Annotated in this window: 18 protein-coding genes; 3 read left to right on the top strand and 15 right to left on the bottom strand. The window is 39.4% G+C overall.

The window, feature by feature from the left end:
* Window positions 1–16: 16 nt before the first annotated feature.
* The 4 genes from nhaC to NON16_RS03920 form a co-directional block, all read right to left on the bottom strand.
* Entirely contained in the window at window positions 17–1,441 is a 1,425-nt protein-coding gene (gene nhaC / locus NON16_RS03935; RefSeq protein ID WP_257347301.1) for a Na+/H+ antiporter NhaC, read from the bottom strand.
* 133 nt (window positions 1,442–1,574) lie between these two features.
* On the bottom strand, window positions 1,575–1,874 hold the full coding sequence (locus tag NON16_RS03930) for a hypothetical protein (protein WP_257347485.1): 300 nt from the start codon (window positions 1,872–1,874) through the stop codon (window positions 1,575–1,577).
* A gap of 244 nt (window positions 1,875–2,118) precedes the next feature.
* Complete coding sequence (locus NON16_RS03925; RefSeq protein ID WP_257347300.1) at window positions 2,119–2,277, bottom strand: hypothetical protein; 159 nt, start codon at window positions 2,275–2,277, stop codon at window positions 2,119–2,121.
* 146 nt (window positions 2,278–2,423) lie between these two features.
* Entirely contained in the window at window positions 2,424–3,224 is an 801-nt protein-coding gene (locus NON16_RS03920) for a nitrilase-related carbon-nitrogen hydrolase (RefSeq protein WP_257347299.1), read from the bottom strand.
* Between the two features lie 236 nt (window positions 3,225–3,460).
* Between NON16_RS03920 and NON16_RS03915 the strand changes: the two genes are divergently transcribed.
* Window positions 3,461–4,867 (top strand): amino acid permease, encoded by a 1,407-nt coding sequence (locus tag NON16_RS03915; protein ID WP_257347298.1) that lies wholly within the window; start codon window positions 3,461–3,463, stop codon window positions 4,865–4,867.
* Between the two features lie 169 nt (window positions 4,868–5,036).
* Window positions 5,037–5,360 (top strand): DnaA N-terminal domain-containing protein, encoded by a 324-nt coding sequence (locus NON16_RS03910; protein ID WP_257347297.1) that lies wholly within the window; start codon window positions 5,037–5,039, stop codon window positions 5,358–5,360.
* 172 nt (window positions 5,361–5,532) lie between these two features.
* Here NON16_RS03910 and NON16_RS03905 read toward each other — a convergent pair whose 3' ends face one another.
* Window positions 5,533–6,906 carry a hypothetical protein gene (locus NON16_RS03905; protein WP_257347296.1) on the bottom strand — a complete coding sequence of 458 codons (1,374 nt, stop codon included), beginning with the start codon at window positions 6,904–6,906 and terminating at the stop codon, window positions 5,533–5,535.
* A 490-nt stretch (window positions 6,907–7,396) separates the two neighbouring features.
* On the opposite strand from NON16_RS03905, the gene NON16_RS03900 reads away from it, so the two are divergent.
* Window positions 7,397–7,987, top strand: coding sequence for a VanZ family protein (locus NON16_RS03900; protein ID WP_257347295.1), 591 nt, complete (start codon window positions 7,397–7,399; stop codon window positions 7,985–7,987).
* Window positions 7,988–8,228: 241 nt separating this feature from the next.
* Here the strand turns inward: NON16_RS03900 and NON16_RS03895 are convergent, their stop codons facing one another.
* From NON16_RS03895 to NON16_RS03850, 10 genes are all read right to left on the bottom strand, one after another.
* Window positions 8,229–9,005 carry an HpcH/HpaI aldolase family protein gene (locus NON16_RS03895; protein ID WP_257347294.1) on the bottom strand — a complete coding sequence of 259 codons (777 nt, stop codon included), beginning with the start codon at window positions 9,003–9,005 and terminating at the stop codon, window positions 8,229–8,231.
* 110 nt (window positions 9,006–9,115) lie between these two features.
* Window positions 9,116–9,823 (bottom strand): alpha/beta fold hydrolase, encoded by a 708-nt coding sequence (locus tag NON16_RS03890; RefSeq protein ID WP_257347293.1) that lies wholly within the window; start codon window positions 9,821–9,823, stop codon window positions 9,116–9,118.
* 12 nt (window positions 9,824–9,835) lie between these two features.
* Window positions 9,836–10,459, bottom strand: coding sequence for a cupin domain-containing protein (locus tag NON16_RS03885; RefSeq protein WP_257347292.1), 624 nt, complete (start codon window positions 10,457–10,459; stop codon window positions 9,836–9,838).
* 102 nt (window positions 10,460–10,561) lie between these two features.
* Window positions 10,562–11,995 carry an aldehyde dehydrogenase family protein gene (locus NON16_RS03880; protein ID WP_257347291.1) on the bottom strand — a complete coding sequence of 478 codons (1,434 nt, stop codon included), beginning with the start codon at window positions 11,993–11,995 and terminating at the stop codon, window positions 10,562–10,564.
* A gap of 5 nt (window positions 11,996–12,000) precedes the next feature.
* Window positions 12,001–13,224: an iron-containing alcohol dehydrogenase gene (locus tag NON16_RS03875; protein ID WP_257347290.1), complete on the bottom strand. Its 1,224-nt coding sequence runs from the start codon at window positions 13,222–13,224 to the stop codon at window positions 12,001–12,003.
* A gap of 122 nt (window positions 13,225–13,346) precedes the next feature.
* A complete protein-coding gene (locus tag NON16_RS03870) occupies window positions 13,347–14,108 on the bottom strand; it encodes an SDR family NAD(P)-dependent oxidoreductase (RefSeq protein WP_257347289.1) in 762 nt (253 codons plus the stop codon).
* 35 nt (window positions 14,109–14,143) lie between these two features.
* Complete coding sequence (locus tag NON16_RS03865) at window positions 14,144–15,175, bottom strand: LacI family DNA-binding transcriptional regulator (RefSeq protein WP_257347288.1); 1,032 nt, start codon at window positions 15,173–15,175, stop codon at window positions 14,144–14,146.
* Window positions 15,176–15,537: 362 nt separating this feature from the next.
* The gene (locus NON16_RS03860; RefSeq protein ID WP_257347287.1) at window positions 15,538–16,932 is read right to left on the bottom strand and encodes an APC family permease; all 1,395 of its coding nucleotides are present in this window, start codon (window positions 16,930–16,932) and stop codon (window positions 15,538–15,540) included.
* Window positions 16,933–17,071: 139 nt separating this feature from the next.
* Window positions 17,072–18,325: a histidinol dehydrogenase gene (gene hisD, locus NON16_RS03855; protein ID WP_257347286.1), complete on the bottom strand. Its 1,254-nt coding sequence runs from the start codon at window positions 18,323–18,325 to the stop codon at window positions 17,072–17,074.
* A 54-nt stretch (window positions 18,326–18,379) separates the two neighbouring features.
* Entirely contained in the window at window positions 18,380–19,609 is a 1,230-nt protein-coding gene (locus tag NON16_RS03850) for an ester cyclase (RefSeq protein WP_257347285.1), read from the bottom strand.
* Window positions 19,610–19,644 lie beyond the last annotated feature (35 nt).

Genomic DNA, 19,644 nt, shown 5'->3' with positions numbered 1-19,644 from the left:
GGAAAACGGCGCTGGCTTATATATTTAATGTATGGTCTTCCTCTTCTTTCTTCAACGCAAATATTTCTGATTCTGTCAACTTTACAATGGTTAATCCAGTAAGTGCATATATAATTGATATAATTGGTACTATGAAATTAAGCACAGCATATGGGGCATAATCAAACGCATGTACTCCAAGTGTTCCCAATATAAACACACCGCACGTATTCCATGGGATAAAGACTGATGTTAACGTCCCTCCGTCTTCAAGTGCGCGTGACAAGTTTTTCGAATGAAGACCTTTGTCATTATATGCTTTTGCATACATACGAGAAGGAATGACGATGGAAATGTATTGCTCAGAACAAGTTGCATTTGTCGCAAAACAAGAAAGGACAGTTGATGCAACGACCCCTCTTGCTGTTTTAGCAAGCTTTAAAATTTGCTTCACAATTGACTGAAGCATTCCTGTGTGTTCCAAAATACCACCGAACGTCATCGCTACAATCGTCATGGAAACTGTATACATCATGGAATCTAAGCCGCCACGGTTAAACAAATTATCAACCATATCATTCCCCGTATCGATTACAAATCCACTTTGCAAAGTAGCAACCGCGTCAGAGACAGAACCACCTTGGATAAGAACTTGTGATAAAAATCCAAGAAATATCCCTACAATAAGTGCTGGAATTGCGGGTACCTTTTTGGCAACGAACACAATGACAAGTAACGGAATGATTAATAGAAAAGGTGAAATCACAAAGTTATCTTGTAATACGCCCATCGTTTGTTGAATATCGGCCGTGTCAACTCCGCTCTTACCAAAATCCTTTCCTAAATAGGCATACACTGCTAACGCAATGACTAAGCCCGGAATCGTTGTATAGAGCATATGACGAATATGGACAAACAAATCGGTACTCGTTAACCCTGCCGCTAAGTTTGTCGTGTCTGAAAGCGGTGACATTTTATCCCCAAAATAAGAACCTGAAATAATAGCACCGGCAATCATCGGTGCGGGAATACCCATGCTTAGTCCAATACCCATACCTGCAACACCAATCGTTCCCATCGTTGACCACGAGCTTCCGATTGCTAACGAAACAACTGCACAAATAATTGCAATGGAGACTAAAAACATTGAAGGTGTCAAGATTTTTAATCCGTAATAAACCATTGTCGCTACAACTCCGCCACCAATCCAAGCGCCAATTGTTAAGCCGACAAGAATAATGATGCTAACAGCTGGTAATGCAAGGCGGATTCCCTTATACATAGCCTCTTCAAGATCTTTCCACTTGAATCCGCAGCGCCATGCAACAAGTGCAGCAACAGTCGTTCCGACAATTAACGGAATATGCGGCCCCTGTTCAAGAACAACAATTGTTATCGCCATTACAACAATCATTACTACGAGTGGGATGATTGCCACCCAAAACGGTATCTCTTTTTTCATACTTCCCCTCCAAACCCATTTACAATTTTTTGATAATTTTAAATTGTCGTATAATAGTCGCTATTAGGGTAATAATAAACGTTCTCTCCCTATTCGTCAATTTGATTTTTTATTTTATTTTTAACACCAACATTTATGCTCTCTTAAATGCCTCTGCTACAATCCGCGCACCCATGTCTAGAGCCGACTTGTTGAACGACATATTCGGATGATGCAAACCAGGTACTAAATCTGCACGTTTACGTCGATAAAACGTCATGGCCGAAGCACCCCAAATGAAACCACCAATGATGCACAATACTTGATTTACAACGGGCCAGTCATTTAAGCCGAAATATAAAGTGAACATATAAGCGAAGTTCTGTACAATTCGAACATCAGGGATTATTATGACAAGTGTCACACTCATCATGATGGAAAAGAAGAGGAACAATGTACGTAGAATCCTATTTGTGGAAGCCTTGATCATGGCAACCGCGATACCTGCTCCAGCAAAGCTTATGATTCCGATAATAAAGCCACCGGCAATTAGCTAGATATTTACGGTCAATCGCTTGACGTGGTCTTTCAAACCAACCATGCTTAATCATTAAATTTGCAGCATCTCGATCAAATCCAAATAAGAGATGTAAAGTATTTAATCTTGAAGCAGAAAAAAAACCACTCAGGGTGGTTTTTTAATCACGCATTGCTCCTGCTTCTCGGGAAGTCATTGCTCCTTGTCCTTCGCTTACATCTTTTTGAATTTCTTGTTTTACTTTTTGTGCATCAGTTCCGGAAAATTCTGGTTTCATAATAGAACCCCAATTCTCTTTAGCTTGTTGATCCTGTTGCATACAAGTCCTCCTCAAATTATTGTTTAACAATCTTATTATTTACAAAAGAACTCTCGGTATATCCGCGGGGATTTCAGCGAATTTCACTTAGTTTTAATTAGAATATTCTGAAATACACGCAGTAGCTTTAATGACGGCATCATTCATTACTTTGTCGTTTCGAAAAACGCGGCATTCGGCAACAATTTCTTGTCTAAATCTTTCAAATAAGGAACTTCTTTGCGCACATCCGGAATAATTGAAAAATCCACGTCATGAATCAGAATACTTTGCTCTGATCTTGATGCTTCACATAGGACCTCACCGTTCGGAGCAACAAGCTTACTCTTTCCGCAGCTTCCTTCGTTTACTGTATTCACCCCAAGAATATAAACAGAATTATCGAGTGCGCGTGCAGGAAGCTGGATATCCCATCTTGTTTCAGCACCGTAACTCCATACAGATGGCACAATAATAAGTTCTACACCCTGAAGAGCAAGGATCCGGCTTGGCTCAGGAAATTCAATATCTGCACAAATGAGAACACCTATTTTTCCTTTAGAAGTATCAATTGCGTTATAAACCCTTTCACCAGGGGTAAAGATTTCTTTCTCCCTCCCCCACAAAAATGATTTTCGATAATTCGCAAGAACCTCACCAGTTGTCTCAATCACAGCTAATGAAATGTAAAGGTGTTCATTTTCTCCCTCTACATAAGGTACGATCAGCATGACACCTAACTTTTTTGCAAGCTTTTGAAATAATGAAACAGTCTCTCCAGTCGGCACCTCTTGCAATGACTGGAATTCATCCTTCGTCAAATAATAACCACTCACCCAAAGTTCAGGTAATACAATTAGTTCAGCTCCTTGTTCAGCAGCTTTTTCCACCATTTCTATACAATTTCTAATATTTTTATCCCTTTGACCAGGGAATGCTTGTAACTGGATTGCAGCAACCTTCAGCATCAAAAGCACATCCTTTTAAAAAAAATGACTATTGTCATACTATTTTGAAGTTTGGATCTGATTTAATACTATTTTATTTGAATGAATAAAGAAATGGAAATTTCTTTTTGTAATTGATTTTGAATTTTTTATTTCAAAAAATCTGAAGATTATGTAATATGTAATTAGTTGCTATTGTTTTTGTTTAGAAATTAATCACAAATGGTTATCAAATTATTATGTTAGGGAGGGCTTACATGAAAGTTAAAACGAATGAATTAGAACAATCGCTCAGTGCGCGTCAAATGTCTATGATTGCAATTGGAGGAGTGATCGGTGCAGGTCTTTTTGTAGGTAGTGGCGCTGCCATACACAAGGTTGGGCCAGGCATCTTGGTTTCTTATGTGATTTCTGGTGTTTTAGTGTTCTTGATTATGAAAATCCTTGGAGAAATGGCCACTGCTAATCCTACAAGCGGTTCATTTTCTGAATATGCCCGAGATGCCATTGGACCATGGGCGGGGGTAACAGTTGGTTGGCTTTATTGGTTTCAATGGGTAGTCGTTATAGCTATTGAAGCGATTGCCGGTGCAGCTATCATCAATATATGGTATCCAGGTATTCCTTTATGGTTGCTTACCTTAGCTCTGACTGTTGCCTTGACTTTAACGAATATCTATTCTGTTAAATCTTTTGGTGAGTTTGAATATTGGTTTGCCATGATTAAAGTAGCAAGTATTGTTGCATTTTTACTTTTAGGGATTTCTTATATATTCGGATTTGTCGGGGGATCGGCAGTTGGAACGTCTAACCTTTTACAAAACGGAGGATTTTTCCCAAATGGTGTAAGCTCCATATTTGTCGGGGTCATAACAGTATTTTTCTCTTTTGCAGGTACAGAGGTAGCCACGATTGCAGCAGCCGAATCAAAGGACCCTATTAAATCTGTTTCTAAAGCCATCAATAGTACGATTTGGCGTGTCGTGATCTTTTACGTCGGCTCCATAGCCGTCGTCGTCACCTTACTACCTTGGAATTCTGCTAATGTATTGCAGAGTCCATTTGTCGCTGTTTTAGAAAACCTTGGTATCCCTTTTGCTGCTCAATTCATGAACTTTATCGTACTAACAGCGGTATTATCCTGCTTGAACGCTGGATTATATACAACATCCCGAATGATCTTTTCTCTTGCAAAAAAAGGGGACGCCCCAAAATATTTTACCAAGTTAAATCGAAAAGGCGTTCCAGCAAGAGGCGTTTTTGCATCCACCATTTTTTCTTATGTGGCAGTTGTGATGAGCTATGTTTCTCCAGAGGTGGTCTTTCTGTTTCTAGTCAATTCATCAGGAGCTATCATTTTACTCGTTTACTTAGTCATCTCCATTTCCCAGTTGAGGATGAGAAAAAAATTGGAAAAGGAGAATCCTGAAACTCTGAAAGTGAAGATGTGGTTGTTTCCATATTTGACGTACGCGACGATCATTAGTATTTGTATCATTTTAATTTCTATGGCGTTTATCGAGTCTACAAGCAGCCAACTTTATTCAACACTGTTATTGACTGCCCTAATCATTGTTTTGAATCATTTTTTCGGCAATAGTGCAAAGAATAAAAGTAAAATAACCAATGAAATGGATTCATTGAAACATTCCAAAGCAAAATAAGGATTTTTCTAATTCAAGTAACTCCTGAAGCAAATTTTTCAGAAGTACGGTCATGTTTTCGTTCTCTCTAGAAAATCTTAAAAACAATGGAAATACAACACCTTCACCTCACTTGGGAGAGATCAAAACTGGAAAACCACAATAGGTCGGTCCTTCAGCTAAGGAGGATGTGTTAAACGAATTACATTGGGATGAAGTTCTTTCTTTTATTGAGGAGAAGCTATCAAGGCCTTCTTTTGACACTTGGTTCAAGTCGACAAAAGGGGAAATCGACGGCGATACGTTGACGATAGTTACGGGAAACGATTTTTCAAGAGATTGGTTAGAAGCTCGTTATCGTTCCCTTATTTCTGAGGCTTTCAGTAAGATTACCGGGCTAACGATGAACCTAACATTCAAATCGGAAAAAATAAGTGAAGACCCTAGCTTCTTAAAAGATCGAACCCGCCATGAGAAAACAACCGAAACATTGATGATGAGCTGCAAAACATAAAAACATTGTTAAAGCTCTCACTGGAGGAGCAACAAAAAACGAACAAGCTCCTTTCTGAACTACTTAAAAATAATTAAACTTTCTGCCTTAAAAGGACCGGAAATTTGCCTCCGGTCCTTTCGTTCGCTATATATATGAGTTGGCTTCGAGTAATGTACTCCATTTTCTAAGCCTAATTCTTTTCTATATTATTATTGTGTTCCTTTACCTTAGAAAATTGACTTTTGTATCTTGTAAATTTTTTAATGATAGAAAGTGATACGCCCAAAATAATTGTAATGATAAATAGCGGCATAACTACAAAGTTAAAAAGTATTACATCTATTAAGATAATATCTATGAAAACAAAAATTGCTATCAACGTCATTAACATTATTTCTATTTGTGTAAAAATTGGTATGAAATGTTTCTCCTTAATTATTTTCAGTAGAACACTCAGTTGTTTAAAGAAGAAATAGAACAATAATAGTAAGAAAAACAGATACATGGCGAGTTCTTTATTTCCACCCAACAAAGATACCCAACTATTAATTAAGAAATCTAATAGGATTTGTAAAAATGTTTCAATACTTTTCGAGTTTAATAGAAGTATAGTATAAACAAAAAGAATAAATATAATCAAACTAAAAAAAGGTAACATTTTTATTATAAATTTTTGTAGCCCTATCCTCTTTATCTCATCTTTTATTTCGTTGAATAGTTGCTTTTGTGTACTCTTATAATCACCCACAATCCTTATGAATTCCGAATACGTAAATGCCTCGTTGTAAGCACTTTCAATTAGGCCTTCTTCTTTAACTTGTTTTAGTGCTAAATTATATGCAGTTCTTCCACTACTCAATACTTGTGCAAAATTAAACATGATCCCTATGAGTATAATAATAGCGTTAATAAAGTTTTCATTATCTAGTTGTGGTAAAATGTATAAATTTATTTGCGTGAATGAAAAGCCTAAAAATAAAAAGAAAATAATTAGCCAAAAGACAAACTGTCTAAAAGTACGCTTTAATTCATCATTAGTAGCCTCAAGAAAAAGCATCATTAGAATTAAAATAAATACCACTCCGCCAAATAATATGTGGTTACCTTGTAGCTGTGGGTAATAAGAAAGTATTTTAACTCCATTCATTACCATTAAATTAACAATGGTAATTAGTAACACAAATGTAATCAAAGTGCTAAAGATTTTAATTTCTATTCTTCTTGTAAGTGATACAAAAATAAAATGCACTTCGATTAATACTTTAGGGATACTGTATTCTCTATTTGATTGGTTCAAGAGAATAGGTACCATAAAAATTAATACCAAAAGAAAATATATATACTTATACACTTCCAACAATGGAATGTTTGGATAAGGAGATAGTATTAAAATGAATGCTAACATAGGAAATGCTAATGGAATGCAAAATACAAACACGAAAATTGCTTGAATTAAAATACATAATATTTGATCAATAGGTTTTTTTCTATCTGGAAAAACATTCTGTAAAAGTGAATCTCCAAAAATACATGAATATAGAAAATATTTCCTAAAACTATACATAATATGACTCCTTCCGAAAGCTAAATTTATAGCATAAGTATATATGCTTTCAGCTTAAAGTATTTTTCCATATAAATGCTTTAAATTACAGTTCTTTATAACTTTGAATCTAGGATTTCTACAACCTCTGAAAACCCTATCCGCCTTATTCGATGGTATGACTCACTTCTATGTTTTCGCCCCTATCTCGATATTATCCTTCTATATATGTTCCGTCCTTTTTGAAGCAAGTAACCATCTACTTGGAGCAATATTAGTGGAGTATTTACTATAACCATCAAAAAAACTCATAACATCATATATTTGTCTAGAAATACACAACCCTATTTCTACACATGTCGGGTTCGTGAAAACTATAGTCCTATTGTAAATTCCTCTGTTTTTCTTCAGATAAATTTAGAATCAATTCAATATCATACAATGTCATATTGCATAATAGAGTTTATTCCTCTCCCTAGCTGCCTACAATGAGGTTTAGAGGTGGTTATGAATGCATTGGTTTAATGTGGATTTGATCGAAGTGGACAAGCTACAGCACTTTTCACTTTTTACAATAGTCTCTTTTATATTTGGGCTTGGGATCCTATGCCTCCCCCACTTTAGAAATACATTCTACCGATTAGCTGCTGTTGGGTTTTCATTGACTTTAATTGGAATCATTGAGGAGTACCGTCAATGGTTTGTTCCGGGGAGATATACTGAATTGTATGATGCTTTGGCGAATATTTCAGGAGTGGCTGTTGGGCTGACGATACTATTTGTTATGTATATAATATGGAGATTGTTACATAGAGGGAAGGAGAGAACGACTCTCAGAATAACCCCGATGTTTTTAACAACTGTTGTGGTGATTGGAGCATCATTATTCGGACTTCATTTCTTATCTGAAGAACCGAACAAAAAAATAGCTCATTCAAAACCAACTCACAGTATAAATACAACGGGTGTTAATTCGGAATCTAATATTCTCTCCGATCGGGACGGATTCATCATAAAGACTTCTAATGGAAGAATCTATAAAGAGGCTGAAAATATTTCTGACCAGCCCCACTTTAGAAGTACATTAATGATCCTTAAATGAAGCTTTCAATTGATCCAAATCCTAATTAGCCTTAACAATACACCTAATCCAATTTTCTTTACAATTGTGATTGATGCTGCTTCTCGCATTTCATCAGCTTGAACGCTGATCCTAAGATAGCGATTGTTTCCCTTCAAGACTTCCGGAACCGAATCGTTTCACCGCTTTTTCTACTAATATTCTTTGTTGGGCATTATTAACTCGTATGACGGATTTCAATAAACACAAAAAAATCTTCAGGCTAAACTTGTTCCATACTTTTAATTTTACTCGCCTTGACTACTTGTTCAAAAGACCTTAATATAGTCGAGATTGCAACAATCCCTACATAGTCAGCACCCTTTTTAAATGCATGCTGTGCTCCTGATGCACTAGCAGCCACTGTCCCAATTTTCAACCTTTCCTCTGCAGCTTTTCGGTATAGATCGTTGACAACCTTTTGAACATTTGGATGTTTTGGGCCTTCCGATTTATAGCCCATGTTGACCGACAAATCAGTGGTGCCGATGAAGGCCAAATCTATTCCATCTACACTCATTATTTCCTTAAAGTTCTCCGCAGCTTCCAGGGTTTCAATGTGTGGAATTACTAATATATTTTCATCGGAAGCATCTAGAAATGCTTTCCCACTATCTTTGCCAAATCGCGCTGCTCGGTGAGAGTAAGCTGCTCCTCTCGTCCCCCTTGGCGGGAATTTCGCTTTTTGGACAGCTCTTTCAGCATCCTGTTTTGTATTCACCATTGGAACTTGGATCCCCTTTGCTCCTCTGTCCAATGCTTTTTGGATGCTTGATCGGTCATAGGAAACACGGACAATCGGAACGACATCGACGGATTCCGCTGTGCGAATTATGTTTTCCAATTCAGAATGACTGAAAGCCCCATGTTCATCATCAATGACAACAAAATCAAAACCAGAATAACCGATCAGTTCAATTAAATTGGGGGAATAAATCCCTATAAAACTTCCGAGCACCTTTTCACCGTTTTTCAGCTTTTCTTTAACAGCGTTCTTCAATGATCATCGCTCCTTGTCATCGATAATAACCAACCTCTAACCAGTTGTTTTCACCTTACTGACTAGAGGTTGACTTGAATTTATATTGATTATGTCTAAAGTTTTTTCGTTTATTGATGAGCCAGCAACCAGCCCTGTAAAGCGCATGTGACATGCTCAGGTTGTTCCAAACTACTTAAATGACCACAATGCTCAACAACGACTAACTTAGAATTCGGGATAAGATCCGCCATTTGTTCGTGCAGTTCAACGGGGCACACCCTATCTTCCTGACCTACTAAAAGGAGGGTTGGACACTGAATGTCTTTTAATCGTTCGCATGCGTTTGTGCGAGTTTTTACTGCCATTAATTGACGTATATACGCTTCTGGTCCAATATGTTCGGACATATTAATAATCATTGACGTTAATTCGTTGTGACCCAATCGTTCTGAATGTATTAAATTCGGTAAAAGATGATTTTCTGTAATTTCACTGAAACGACCTTTTTCAACCATTGAAACAAAATTATCCCACGTTTTCAGTTGTTCTGGCTTTGGTGCATACGGATTGGAATCAAGTAAAGCGAGCTTCCAAACACGTTCAGGCGCCTGTCGAATGACTTCCATCGCAACAATACCGCCAAGCGACAATCCAGCAAGTGCGAAACGATCAGGTGCATTGTCTAACACCGACCTTGCCATCCCCTCTACGGAGTCGTCTTTTGTAAGGTCTCCAACTTTGACATCAGCGATATCTGATAAATTCCGGATCTGATGAGCCCAAAGCCTGTCGTCACACAATGTACCCGGTAATAAAACCAACGGCTCTTTCCCCATTTAAAGAATCCTTTATTTTTCGCCCGCGCGAAGTTTTTCTGCCATTTGTTTTTCAAGTTCATCGAAATTTTCCGGCTTAATCATTTTTCCAGTTTCATCAGCATGAAAACCGAATTTCGCCGCCTTTTTCATCACTTGCGGGGACCAATATGGATCTTTTCCATCGAAGGCTTCATGTTGTTCAAGTACCGCAAAGCACCAAGCATCCTCATCGCTTACATTTTCAAAGCCGCGCCATAATCCCGGTGGTAATGAAATCATGTCCCATGTGTCAATGATTGTTTCACCTTCAATTTCATCCTCACTGTTTCCCCAATAGAAACGCCATTTTCCAGTGAGTGGTAGGAATGCCTCAATGTAATCATGTGAATGAAAAGCAGGGCCACTTCCTGGAGGTGCTTTTACCATACCGATTTGAAAGCCGTGTGGTTCCGTAATTTCAGGTGAATATTTATCATTCTCACTTGCAGTGTCACCAATTAGTGCATAGTTAAGGCGTTGATGTCCAGGAACAATACTGTCGATAAACATTAACGGAATCGCTTTTGATTTAAGTTCATCAAAACGGACAATCCAATTTTTCTCCATTTGTTCATTAGATACAACTTTCTTTACTTTTGGCTGTTGTGTTTGCATTATGAATCTCCCTTTCAAAATCATTTTTTCTAGTTGGTTTGATAAATAAAGTTTCAAAAGATTAAAAGTTTAATTTATATAACATAACGATAATGCATTTTCTTACAATTTGAATGTGACAAGCTTTAGCTCTGTCATCTCTTCAACTGAGTACTTTATTCCCTCACGGCCTGTTCCACTGTTTTTTACTCCGCCATACGGCATTTGGTCGACACGGTATGTTGGAATGTCGTTAATCATTACCCCTCCAACTTCAATACGTTGCGCGGCGTCAAACGCTTTCTGAACAGAGGTCGTATAAATACCGGCTTGGAGCCCATAATTGGAATCATTCACAAACTCAATCGCTTCATTTAAAGTTTCATACGGTGTGATATTAACAATTGGTGCGAATGCTTCTTGACAACTAATCGATAGTTTTGACGATCCTTCCGTAATAATCGTAGGTTGTAAAACGGCTTTATCACGTTTCCCGCCGTACGCAATCACAGCCCCTGATTTTGCTGCCTTATGAAGCCAATCTTCCACTCTTTCTGCCTCACTTTGATGGATCATTGCTGAAAGATCCGTATCTTCTGACATTGGATCACCAATGACAAGCTGTTTGGTCTTTTCAATAAACTTGTTGACAAATTGTTCATACAATTCATACTTCACGTAAATCCGTTGGACAGAAATACATACTTGACCAGCAAAACCATAGGCCCCTTCTACGCAACGAGCAACGACGGAATCAAGATCATCTGTACTATCAACGATGACTGCAGAGTTTGATCCTAACTCAAGCGTTACTTTTTTCAGCCCGGTTTTTTCCTTAATCCCAAGACCGACTTCAAGGCTTCCAGTGAATGTGACCATTTTGACACGCGGGTCTTTCACAAGCAAGTCACCAATCACGCTTCCTTTTCCGGTAACAACGTTTAACACACCGGCAGGTAAACCTGCTTCCTCAAAAATTTCCGCTGTTAGTAATGCGCTTAACGGCGTCTGGTTCGCCGGTTTAAGAACGACTGAATTCCCTGCCGCAATCGCAGGTCCGACTTTATGAGCTACAAGGTTATATGGAAAGTTAAATGGTGTGATCGCCGCAATAATTCCTAATGGCTCACGGATCGTGTAAGCAAAGCGGCCTTTGCCATTTTTCGCTGCATCCATCGGAATTGTTTCACCATGTATGCGTTTCGCTTCTTCTGCTGCGAACTTATACGTTTCTATCGTTCTGGCAATTTCGGCACGAGCCGCCTTTAGTGGTTTCGCACATTCCTTTGCAAGAATTAAAGCCGCTTCTTCAGATCGTTCTTCGAGAACCCGAGAAGCCTTTTCTAGTATTTGCGACCGTTCAAGGGATGTCATATTTTTGATAACTTGCGCTCCCTTTTCCGCACTATCAAGCGCCTCTTCCACTTCCCTGGAATTGGCTAGTGGTACTGTCGCGATAACCTCATCATCGTATGGGGATTTTAATTCGTAAGATTCACTTCCTTCGTGCCATTTACCCGAAATGAACAATTTCTTTTTTTCGATATTTTTTAACATCTTCCTCACCCCATGTTTCTAGTTTTAGGACCCTGGTAAGCCTTTTCATAGATTTGTAAAATCTTCTGTTCTGTTAAACGATACGGGGTATTCGATAATAGCCGGTCGATTTTTGAAGCTTGTTGGGCAAGATGCGGCAAGTCTTCTCTCTTAATTCCAAGTTCTGATAATGATGTTGGAAGATCGAGCGTTTCTAGCAGTTCATATAAGTATTGAACAACAGCATCCAACGCCTTGTGAGGATGATTGTTAAAATCACCGAGGTGTAAGTAGGATGCCACGTCGACCATTTCTTCCGTGCACGTTTTCCCTGTCACCTCAAAAACAAACGGCATAAGCATCGCATTGGAGACACCGTGTTCAATGTGATACTTTCCTCCGAGTGGATAGGCTAATGCATGAACTGCACCTACTCCTGCATTTGCCAAAGACACCCCTGCCAATGTACTGACCCAGCTCATTCCAATACGACCATTAATATCTTTACCGTTGTGTACGGATTTGGTTATGTTGGAAGAAAAGAGTTTCATCGCTCGTTCAGCATAAATTTTCGTTAATGGTGTCGCCCGGACTGCAATATAGGATTCAATCGCATGGGTGAAAGCGTCAACCCCGGATGCAGCCGTTACTTTTGGCGGGCACGAAAGCGTAAGTGCCGGGTCAACAATCGCGAGATCAGGCAAGAAGCTTCTGCTGACAATCCCCCGCTTTAACTCCTGTTCTTCATCTCCGAAGATTGCGTTCATTGTCACTTCTGAGCCTGTTCCAGACGTCGTAGGCAGTAAAATGCATTTTACAGTTCGGGATTCAATCGTCGACTGACCGCTCAAATATGGTGCTAGATCGTCCTTATCTGCAAGCGCTGCCGTTGCTTTGGCAACATCAAGAGCACTCCCACCACCGATTCCAATCACAAGCTCACTATTTTCCTTTTTCACATACTCGACGGATGTTTTTAATAAATTGAATGTCGGTTCACCTGAAATTTCTGTAAAGGTGGTACATTTGAGTGACAACGGTTCGATTAAATCCAGTACACGTTGAACAACGCCGACACGTTCTAAACCTTTATCACTAATGACAGTAATTTTTTGTACCTTTAGTTTTTTAACTTCGTCTAGTAAGGTATAGAATGTGTCGACACCAAAGCGAAAATTACCGGGCATTAAGAAATCTTGAAATGGAATATTGGTCGACTGTTGCTGTTTTGATAAGGTTTGTGTTGACATTACTTTTCCTCCTAATCACATCAGTTTTTTCATCACTAATAATGAGTACTTTTTTACATCTTTTGAATGCGCATTCAAAAAAGCATAAAGTTTTAATCTGGTATATAAAGATCTAAGGTAAATTAAATTGCTGTCCACCCACCATCGACTTTAATCGTTTCACCGGTGATAAATTTCGACATATCAGAAGCTAAAAAAAGGACCGCCCCTGTCACATCTGATGGTTGTGCTAGATTTCCCAGAGGAATTCGACTAAGCACATCTTGTTGAAAATCTTTGTCTTTAAACATAGTAGCTGTCAATTCCGTTTCTATGAACGTTGGAGCAACAGAATTTACTTTAATGTTATAGGGGGCCCATTCTACTGCCAGAGCCTTTGTAAGTTGGACCGCTCCTCCCTTGCTAGAACAATAAGCTGCACGTTTAATATAACCGACAAATGCCATTTGGGAAACAATATTGATAATTCTCCCGCTTTTTTGCGGGATCATATATTTACCGGCGCGTTGTGAACAAAAGAAACTTCCCTTAAGATTCGTATCGAGAATCGAATCCCAATCTTCTTCCGTAACTTCCAATGCGGGCTTTGGTATGTTGACACCTGCGTTATTGACAACAACATCCAGACCGTCCATTAAGGTTGCAGCATCATCGACCATTTTGTATATTTTTGAAACATTTTGCATATCGGCGACGATTGACGAACACTCATGATGATGTTGTTTCAATTCATGTACAGCGGCGGATAAGGCGGATTCGTTCCGACCAGTAATAATCACCGTTGCTCCTAGCTTTGCAAAAGCCAGAGCAATATCCTTGCCAATTCCTTTGCTGCCACCTGTAACTAAAACTTTTTGTCTCTGTAATTCTTTAAAATATGTCAAATTGATCATCCCCCCAATCTTGTAAAATCGTTGTTTTAAACTCCATTTTGAACACTGTTTACGCCTGTTGTCCTTCGTTGGATTAATTCGGGCTCCAATATAATTTGTATTGGGGAACCCAATTCATCATTTTCTTCAATTAGCGATACAAGCTTTTCCAACACAAGCGTCGCCATTTTTTCTTTCGGCTGCGTTATTGTTGTTAATCCAATAAACTGATTTTTAGCCATATCAATATCGTCAAATCCTATTACAGAGAGTTCTTGAGGCACGTTTATATTTTCACTGGCCGCTGCGTCTAACACCGCCAGTGCCATTTGATCAGAAGTTGCAAAGAAAGCCGTAGGTCGAGTTGGTTTTTTCAGGAGTCTTTTGGTAAACTGGTACACTTCATCGTAGGAGAATTCCTTATCATATACGAATGCTTTATTCACATCGATCCCTAACTCTTTAAGACCATCTTGAAAGCCTAAATTTCGGAGGTGTGTTGTTAAGTATTTAGAAGGGCCTGCAATGTAACCGATAAGCCGATGGTTTAATTGATATAGATGGCGAACCGCAAGTTTAGCACCCTTGTAGTTATTAACAGCAATATAATTTACCTTTTCATGATTCATCAAGCTGTTATACAAAACAACAGGAAATCCCTGATCATAAAGTTCTTTGATTTTCTGGTTATCTTTATCAGCAGATGTAATAATGATACCATCTACTCGTTTTCCTATAAGTGTTTGAATGTATTTATAAAGATTCTCTTCCTTATGGTTTGTGTTACAAAGGATTACATCGTATTCCATCTCTTGCGCTTTTCCGGTAATCACCTTTGCCGATTCTGCAAAAAATGGATTTGTAATATCTCCAACAATCAAACCAATCGTCCTTGTTTTTTTACTTGCAAGACTTCTTGCGATCTCATCTCTGGTAAATCCTAATTCCTTAATTGCCATAAGCACTTTTTGTTTTGTTGACTCTTTAATGTGTGGATAATTGTTAAGGACTCTGGATACCGTGGATTGTGAAACCCCTGCTTTACTCGCAACATCATATGCACTAATTGTGCCTTTCATAGGCAAAAACCCTTTCGTCCAATTTAAACTTAGTGAGAATTTGAATTTGTATTACAACCCATAAGCAAAATTAAAAAGTGTAAACCATTCTCATGAATCCGAATTCAAACCTAATTGTGCCTTAACTTTCTGAAAACCTCAATTAATACTATTATTAATTTACAATGAACATCTATAATATGACATCATACCTTCAGACAAACAGTTGATGAAATACTTAGCATCTCCAAAAAAGTTGTAATTTCAATATATTTCCGGAACGTCATATTCAATTGTGGACCATTACTTTTGAATCCGCATTCAATAATGATTCTACATTACTTTTCTGATAATTTCAAACGCTATTTATTTTGCTTTTTAGATTACATATCAATGGACGAGGATTCGTTATCCATGCCATATTTACTCCGATTCATCTGAACAAAATAGTAAAGACCAATAATTACCCATGCACCGACAAGGACCCATTCAGTCGGCCATGACAGTGAAGCCGGCATCCCTGGAAGATAGAGGGTGATGAAGCCCAAACAAAAGACCGCTGCAATCCATCCGACAGCACTGCTTTTTCCGGAACGATAAGGTCTTTCCATATCGGGTTCTTTTTTCCGAAGGACGATAAATGCAATCGCTACCATGAAATATGAAATTACAATCCCAAACCCACCAGCGTTTACCAGCCACACAAGAGCTGGCCTTCCAAGCAACGGGCTTAATACGGACGGTACGCCGATTGCAAAAACGGCGTTGGTGGGGGTTTTATATTTGGGATGAAGATACCCAAACCATACTGGAATCATCCCCGATTTTGCCATGGCATATAAAACCCGACTTGCACCGATCATTAGGGCATTCCAACTAGTGATGATTCCTGCCACACCGCCAAGAATCAGTAGATAAGCGAAAAATTCTGAACCGAAAAGTGCTTTCATTGCATCTGCAGTAGCAAGTTCTGTAGTGCCAAGTTCAGTTTGATCCAATGCCAGAGATACACCCAAAGAGATGAATGCATAGAACACAGCAACACAAACTACGGATATCATCAGTATTTTACCAATCTGACGAAAAGGAAGGTTAATTTCCTCAGCAACCTGGGGAATGACATCGAAACCGACGAAAAGAAATGGAACCATCACGAGTACTGTTGTAACGCCAATTGCCCCATCAACGAAGAGAGGCTTTAAATTAGAAGAATCTCCGTTTATCATTGATCCAAAAATCAGCATAACCCCCATAAGGAGAATAACCGCGGATAGTACAATTTGAATAAAAGCAGCTTGTTTGATCCCGAAATAATTAACAGCTGTAATAATAATAGAACCGATTATACCAATTAATGCCCAGGAAAAATAAACATCCCAACCTGCAATGGTCCACATATATCCGATTTCATAATTTGGAACAATGTAATCGACGACAGTCGGTAAAGCAACAGCTTCAAATGCTACGACTGAAATATAGCCCAGGGCAAGCATCCATGAGACGATAAAGGACGCATTTCTCCCCATAGCACGTAAAACATAAGCATGCTCCCCGCCGACTTGCGGCATGGCGGAAGCCAGTTCAGCATAGGTCAGTCCTACAAAAATGATCAGGAAGCCACCGATCACGAACGAGACGATGGAACCCATGGAACCGGCGGAAGTGACCCAGGTCCCTGACAAGGCAACCCAGCTCCAGCCAAGCATTGACCCGATAGCTAAGAAGAACACATCAATTCGTGATAACACCCTTGTAAAATCACTTTGCTTTTGAGACATACTAACTCCCCTCCGTAATTTTAGGTAAACCAGCAACTTTTCTGTTCTCTAGGATGACTTTCTAAATCAGCCCCTACAACACATTCAAAAGGTATGATTTTGAATGCGGATTCAATTAAGACCTGAACCAAATCGTTCGTTAAGACAATCGTACAGTAGCGGATAATTTATGGCCTTCCAATCCTTCAATTTCAGATTGATCTTCTGCATGGGATGCAAGGAACTGTACCCCTTCTCCTGTAATCTCTTGATGAGTAATCACTTTTAAGTAGCTGCCGACCCATAGTCCACCGGAATATCTAGCCGCTTTTTGTGTCGGCAAAGTATGATTCGTTCCAGATACTTTATCAGAAAAGACGACCGAACTGTCTTCATTGATAAACAGTGAACCGTAGTTAGTTAGACGATCCATCAAGTCTCGACTGTTTTTAATATGCAGATGAAGATGTTCAATAGCATAGTCATTACAAATCTCCAATCCCTCCTCTAACGACTCCGCGTAGATGACTTCGCCTCGTTTTGCCCAGGATTCATGTGCTGGGGAGGATGGGGAGAAATTAGGTAAAAGTTCATTGATTTCCTTGATCGTATTTTCTGCAATCGTACGGGAGGTCGTTACAAGGATCGCCCTAGCATAAGGATCATGCTCCGCTTGGGCAAGCAGATCGGCTGCAATTTTACGAGAAGAAGCGGTATCATCAGCAAATACCAGGACTTCACTTGGTCCGGCTATCAGATCTATACCGACCTTTCCGAATACCTGACGCTTCGCTTCGGCTACAAAACGATTACCTGGTCCCGAAATGACATCCACTTCAGGGATGGATTCCGTACCATATGCCATAGCGGCAATAGCCTGTGCACCTCCAATTGCAAAAATATCCGTTGCCCCTGAGCGGATCAGACCGTACAGGACAGCAGGATGGATCCCACCTTCATAATTCGCCGGACTGCATGCGACAATCCGTTTAGCCCCGGCTACCTTTGCAGGAGCAACAACCATTGGACCGGATGATAACAGCGGGAATCGTCCCCCGGGTACATAAGCGCCGATCTTTTCTACCGGAACGATCCGGTGCCCCATACGAATGCCTTCCCCGAATTCCTTTTCAAACGGAGAAAGACAATCAAGCTGTGCCTGTGCAAAATCGGATACTCTGTCAACGACCCGATCGATAAGGACCTTTACATTATCAGGTAATGTCTTCATGCAATGATCGATCTCTTCTTCACTCACCCGGACCGGCCGGACAGAGTTGCCGAACTTTTCTTCATATACCTTTACCGCTGCATCACCACCGGACCTTACGTCTGAGATGATGCTTTTTACTGTTTGTTCCACTTCATCTGAAGTAGTCTTTTCCAATTCTTCTGCTAGCTTGATATATTCCATTTCTCTGCCTCCTAGATTTGATTAAAAGAACGGTTGACTAAGGTCCGCTCCGATTTAAGAAACCCCGGTAAAGTTCCCATCATCATTATCTGAACCCTTATCTTCTGCAGGCTCGTCCTCATCCGGCAAATGAATTTGACGTAATACTTCAATGCCATCAAATAAAAACCATTCTTCTGCAATTTTTTCATTTCGAATTTTATAATGATTGATTCCAGCAATGTCAATTGCTTTTCCACTTGGTGGACCGAAATACCCCGAACCCTCATGTATACCCTGGATTCTCCAGCGGACGGCGACATCCCAATTGCTGTCTGACCCGCGTTTGTTACACGTCACCCGTTCAATAATGACTTTTCCATTTGGAACAGAGGCAAAAAGGCTGACAAACATTCCTTGAATTTCACTTATACCGATAATGTCTCTATTGCAAACATAGTGAACGACCGCATTATCTTCATAAAACTCTCGCACAAAATTAAAGGACCGTCGTGCCCAAACCCGGTTGAAAACCATCTGCATGAACTCACCGATCTCGAATTGATCGGAAGATGGTGTGAAGATTTTCGGTGGTAGCCCCGTCTCAGCCGTTTCATTGAAACCGAACTGTATAGATGGGGCAAGTTTACTTGTGCTTTTGGCAATTTTTTTGGCTACTTCTACCGGATCCAATCCCAGTTGCTGGACGAGATGATACGTATCCATCGCGAGCCATTCTTCATATATTTTATTATTTAAAATCATACAATCGGCCGATGTTCTGAAAATCACTTTCTTCCCCGTGGCAGGGCCATAAAGGCTGTCACCAAGGTTTGTAGCAGAAGAACGACCACGGTGTGAGGTGAAGAAACCTTGTTCATCGTCACCTGACCAGATCACACTCCAGCCAAGTCCTTTTCGATCCGGAAATGCATGAAGGGTTTGTAAAGTGCCCGAGATAACTTCATTAACTCCATGGCTGTTGATCAAGCCTTTATGAACGGTAATACCCGTACTGTACGTGTCATAGATTAACCCGATATCTTTTTCTTTCCAGATTTGGCGTGTGATCTTCACAATATAATCCACGATATTGTTGTATTCATCATTAAATCCATTCATCCGCTGTTTCTTTTGATGAGTTTCGTCTATATGAATGTAGTCATAATCATCCTTCGAATCGATCATGTTTACATCATTTGCGTCTGCGTAAAAAATTAAATTGTTTGGTGAAGCAGCCATTTTCGTTGTAGCCTTCTTTTCTCTCACAGGAGTTTCGGGAATGCTCGTCTGTTTTTCTGCCATGATAACCATCCTTTATGCTTTTAAATTGAATTGAT

Origin of the sequence: Pseudalkalibacillus decolorationis, assembly GCF_024609785.1 — a bacterium.
Classification (GTDB): Bacteria; Bacillota; Bacilli; order Bacillales; family Fictibacillaceae; genus Pseudalkalibacillus; species Pseudalkalibacillus decolorationis.
This window is presented reverse-complemented; position numbering and strand designations above follow the sequence as displayed.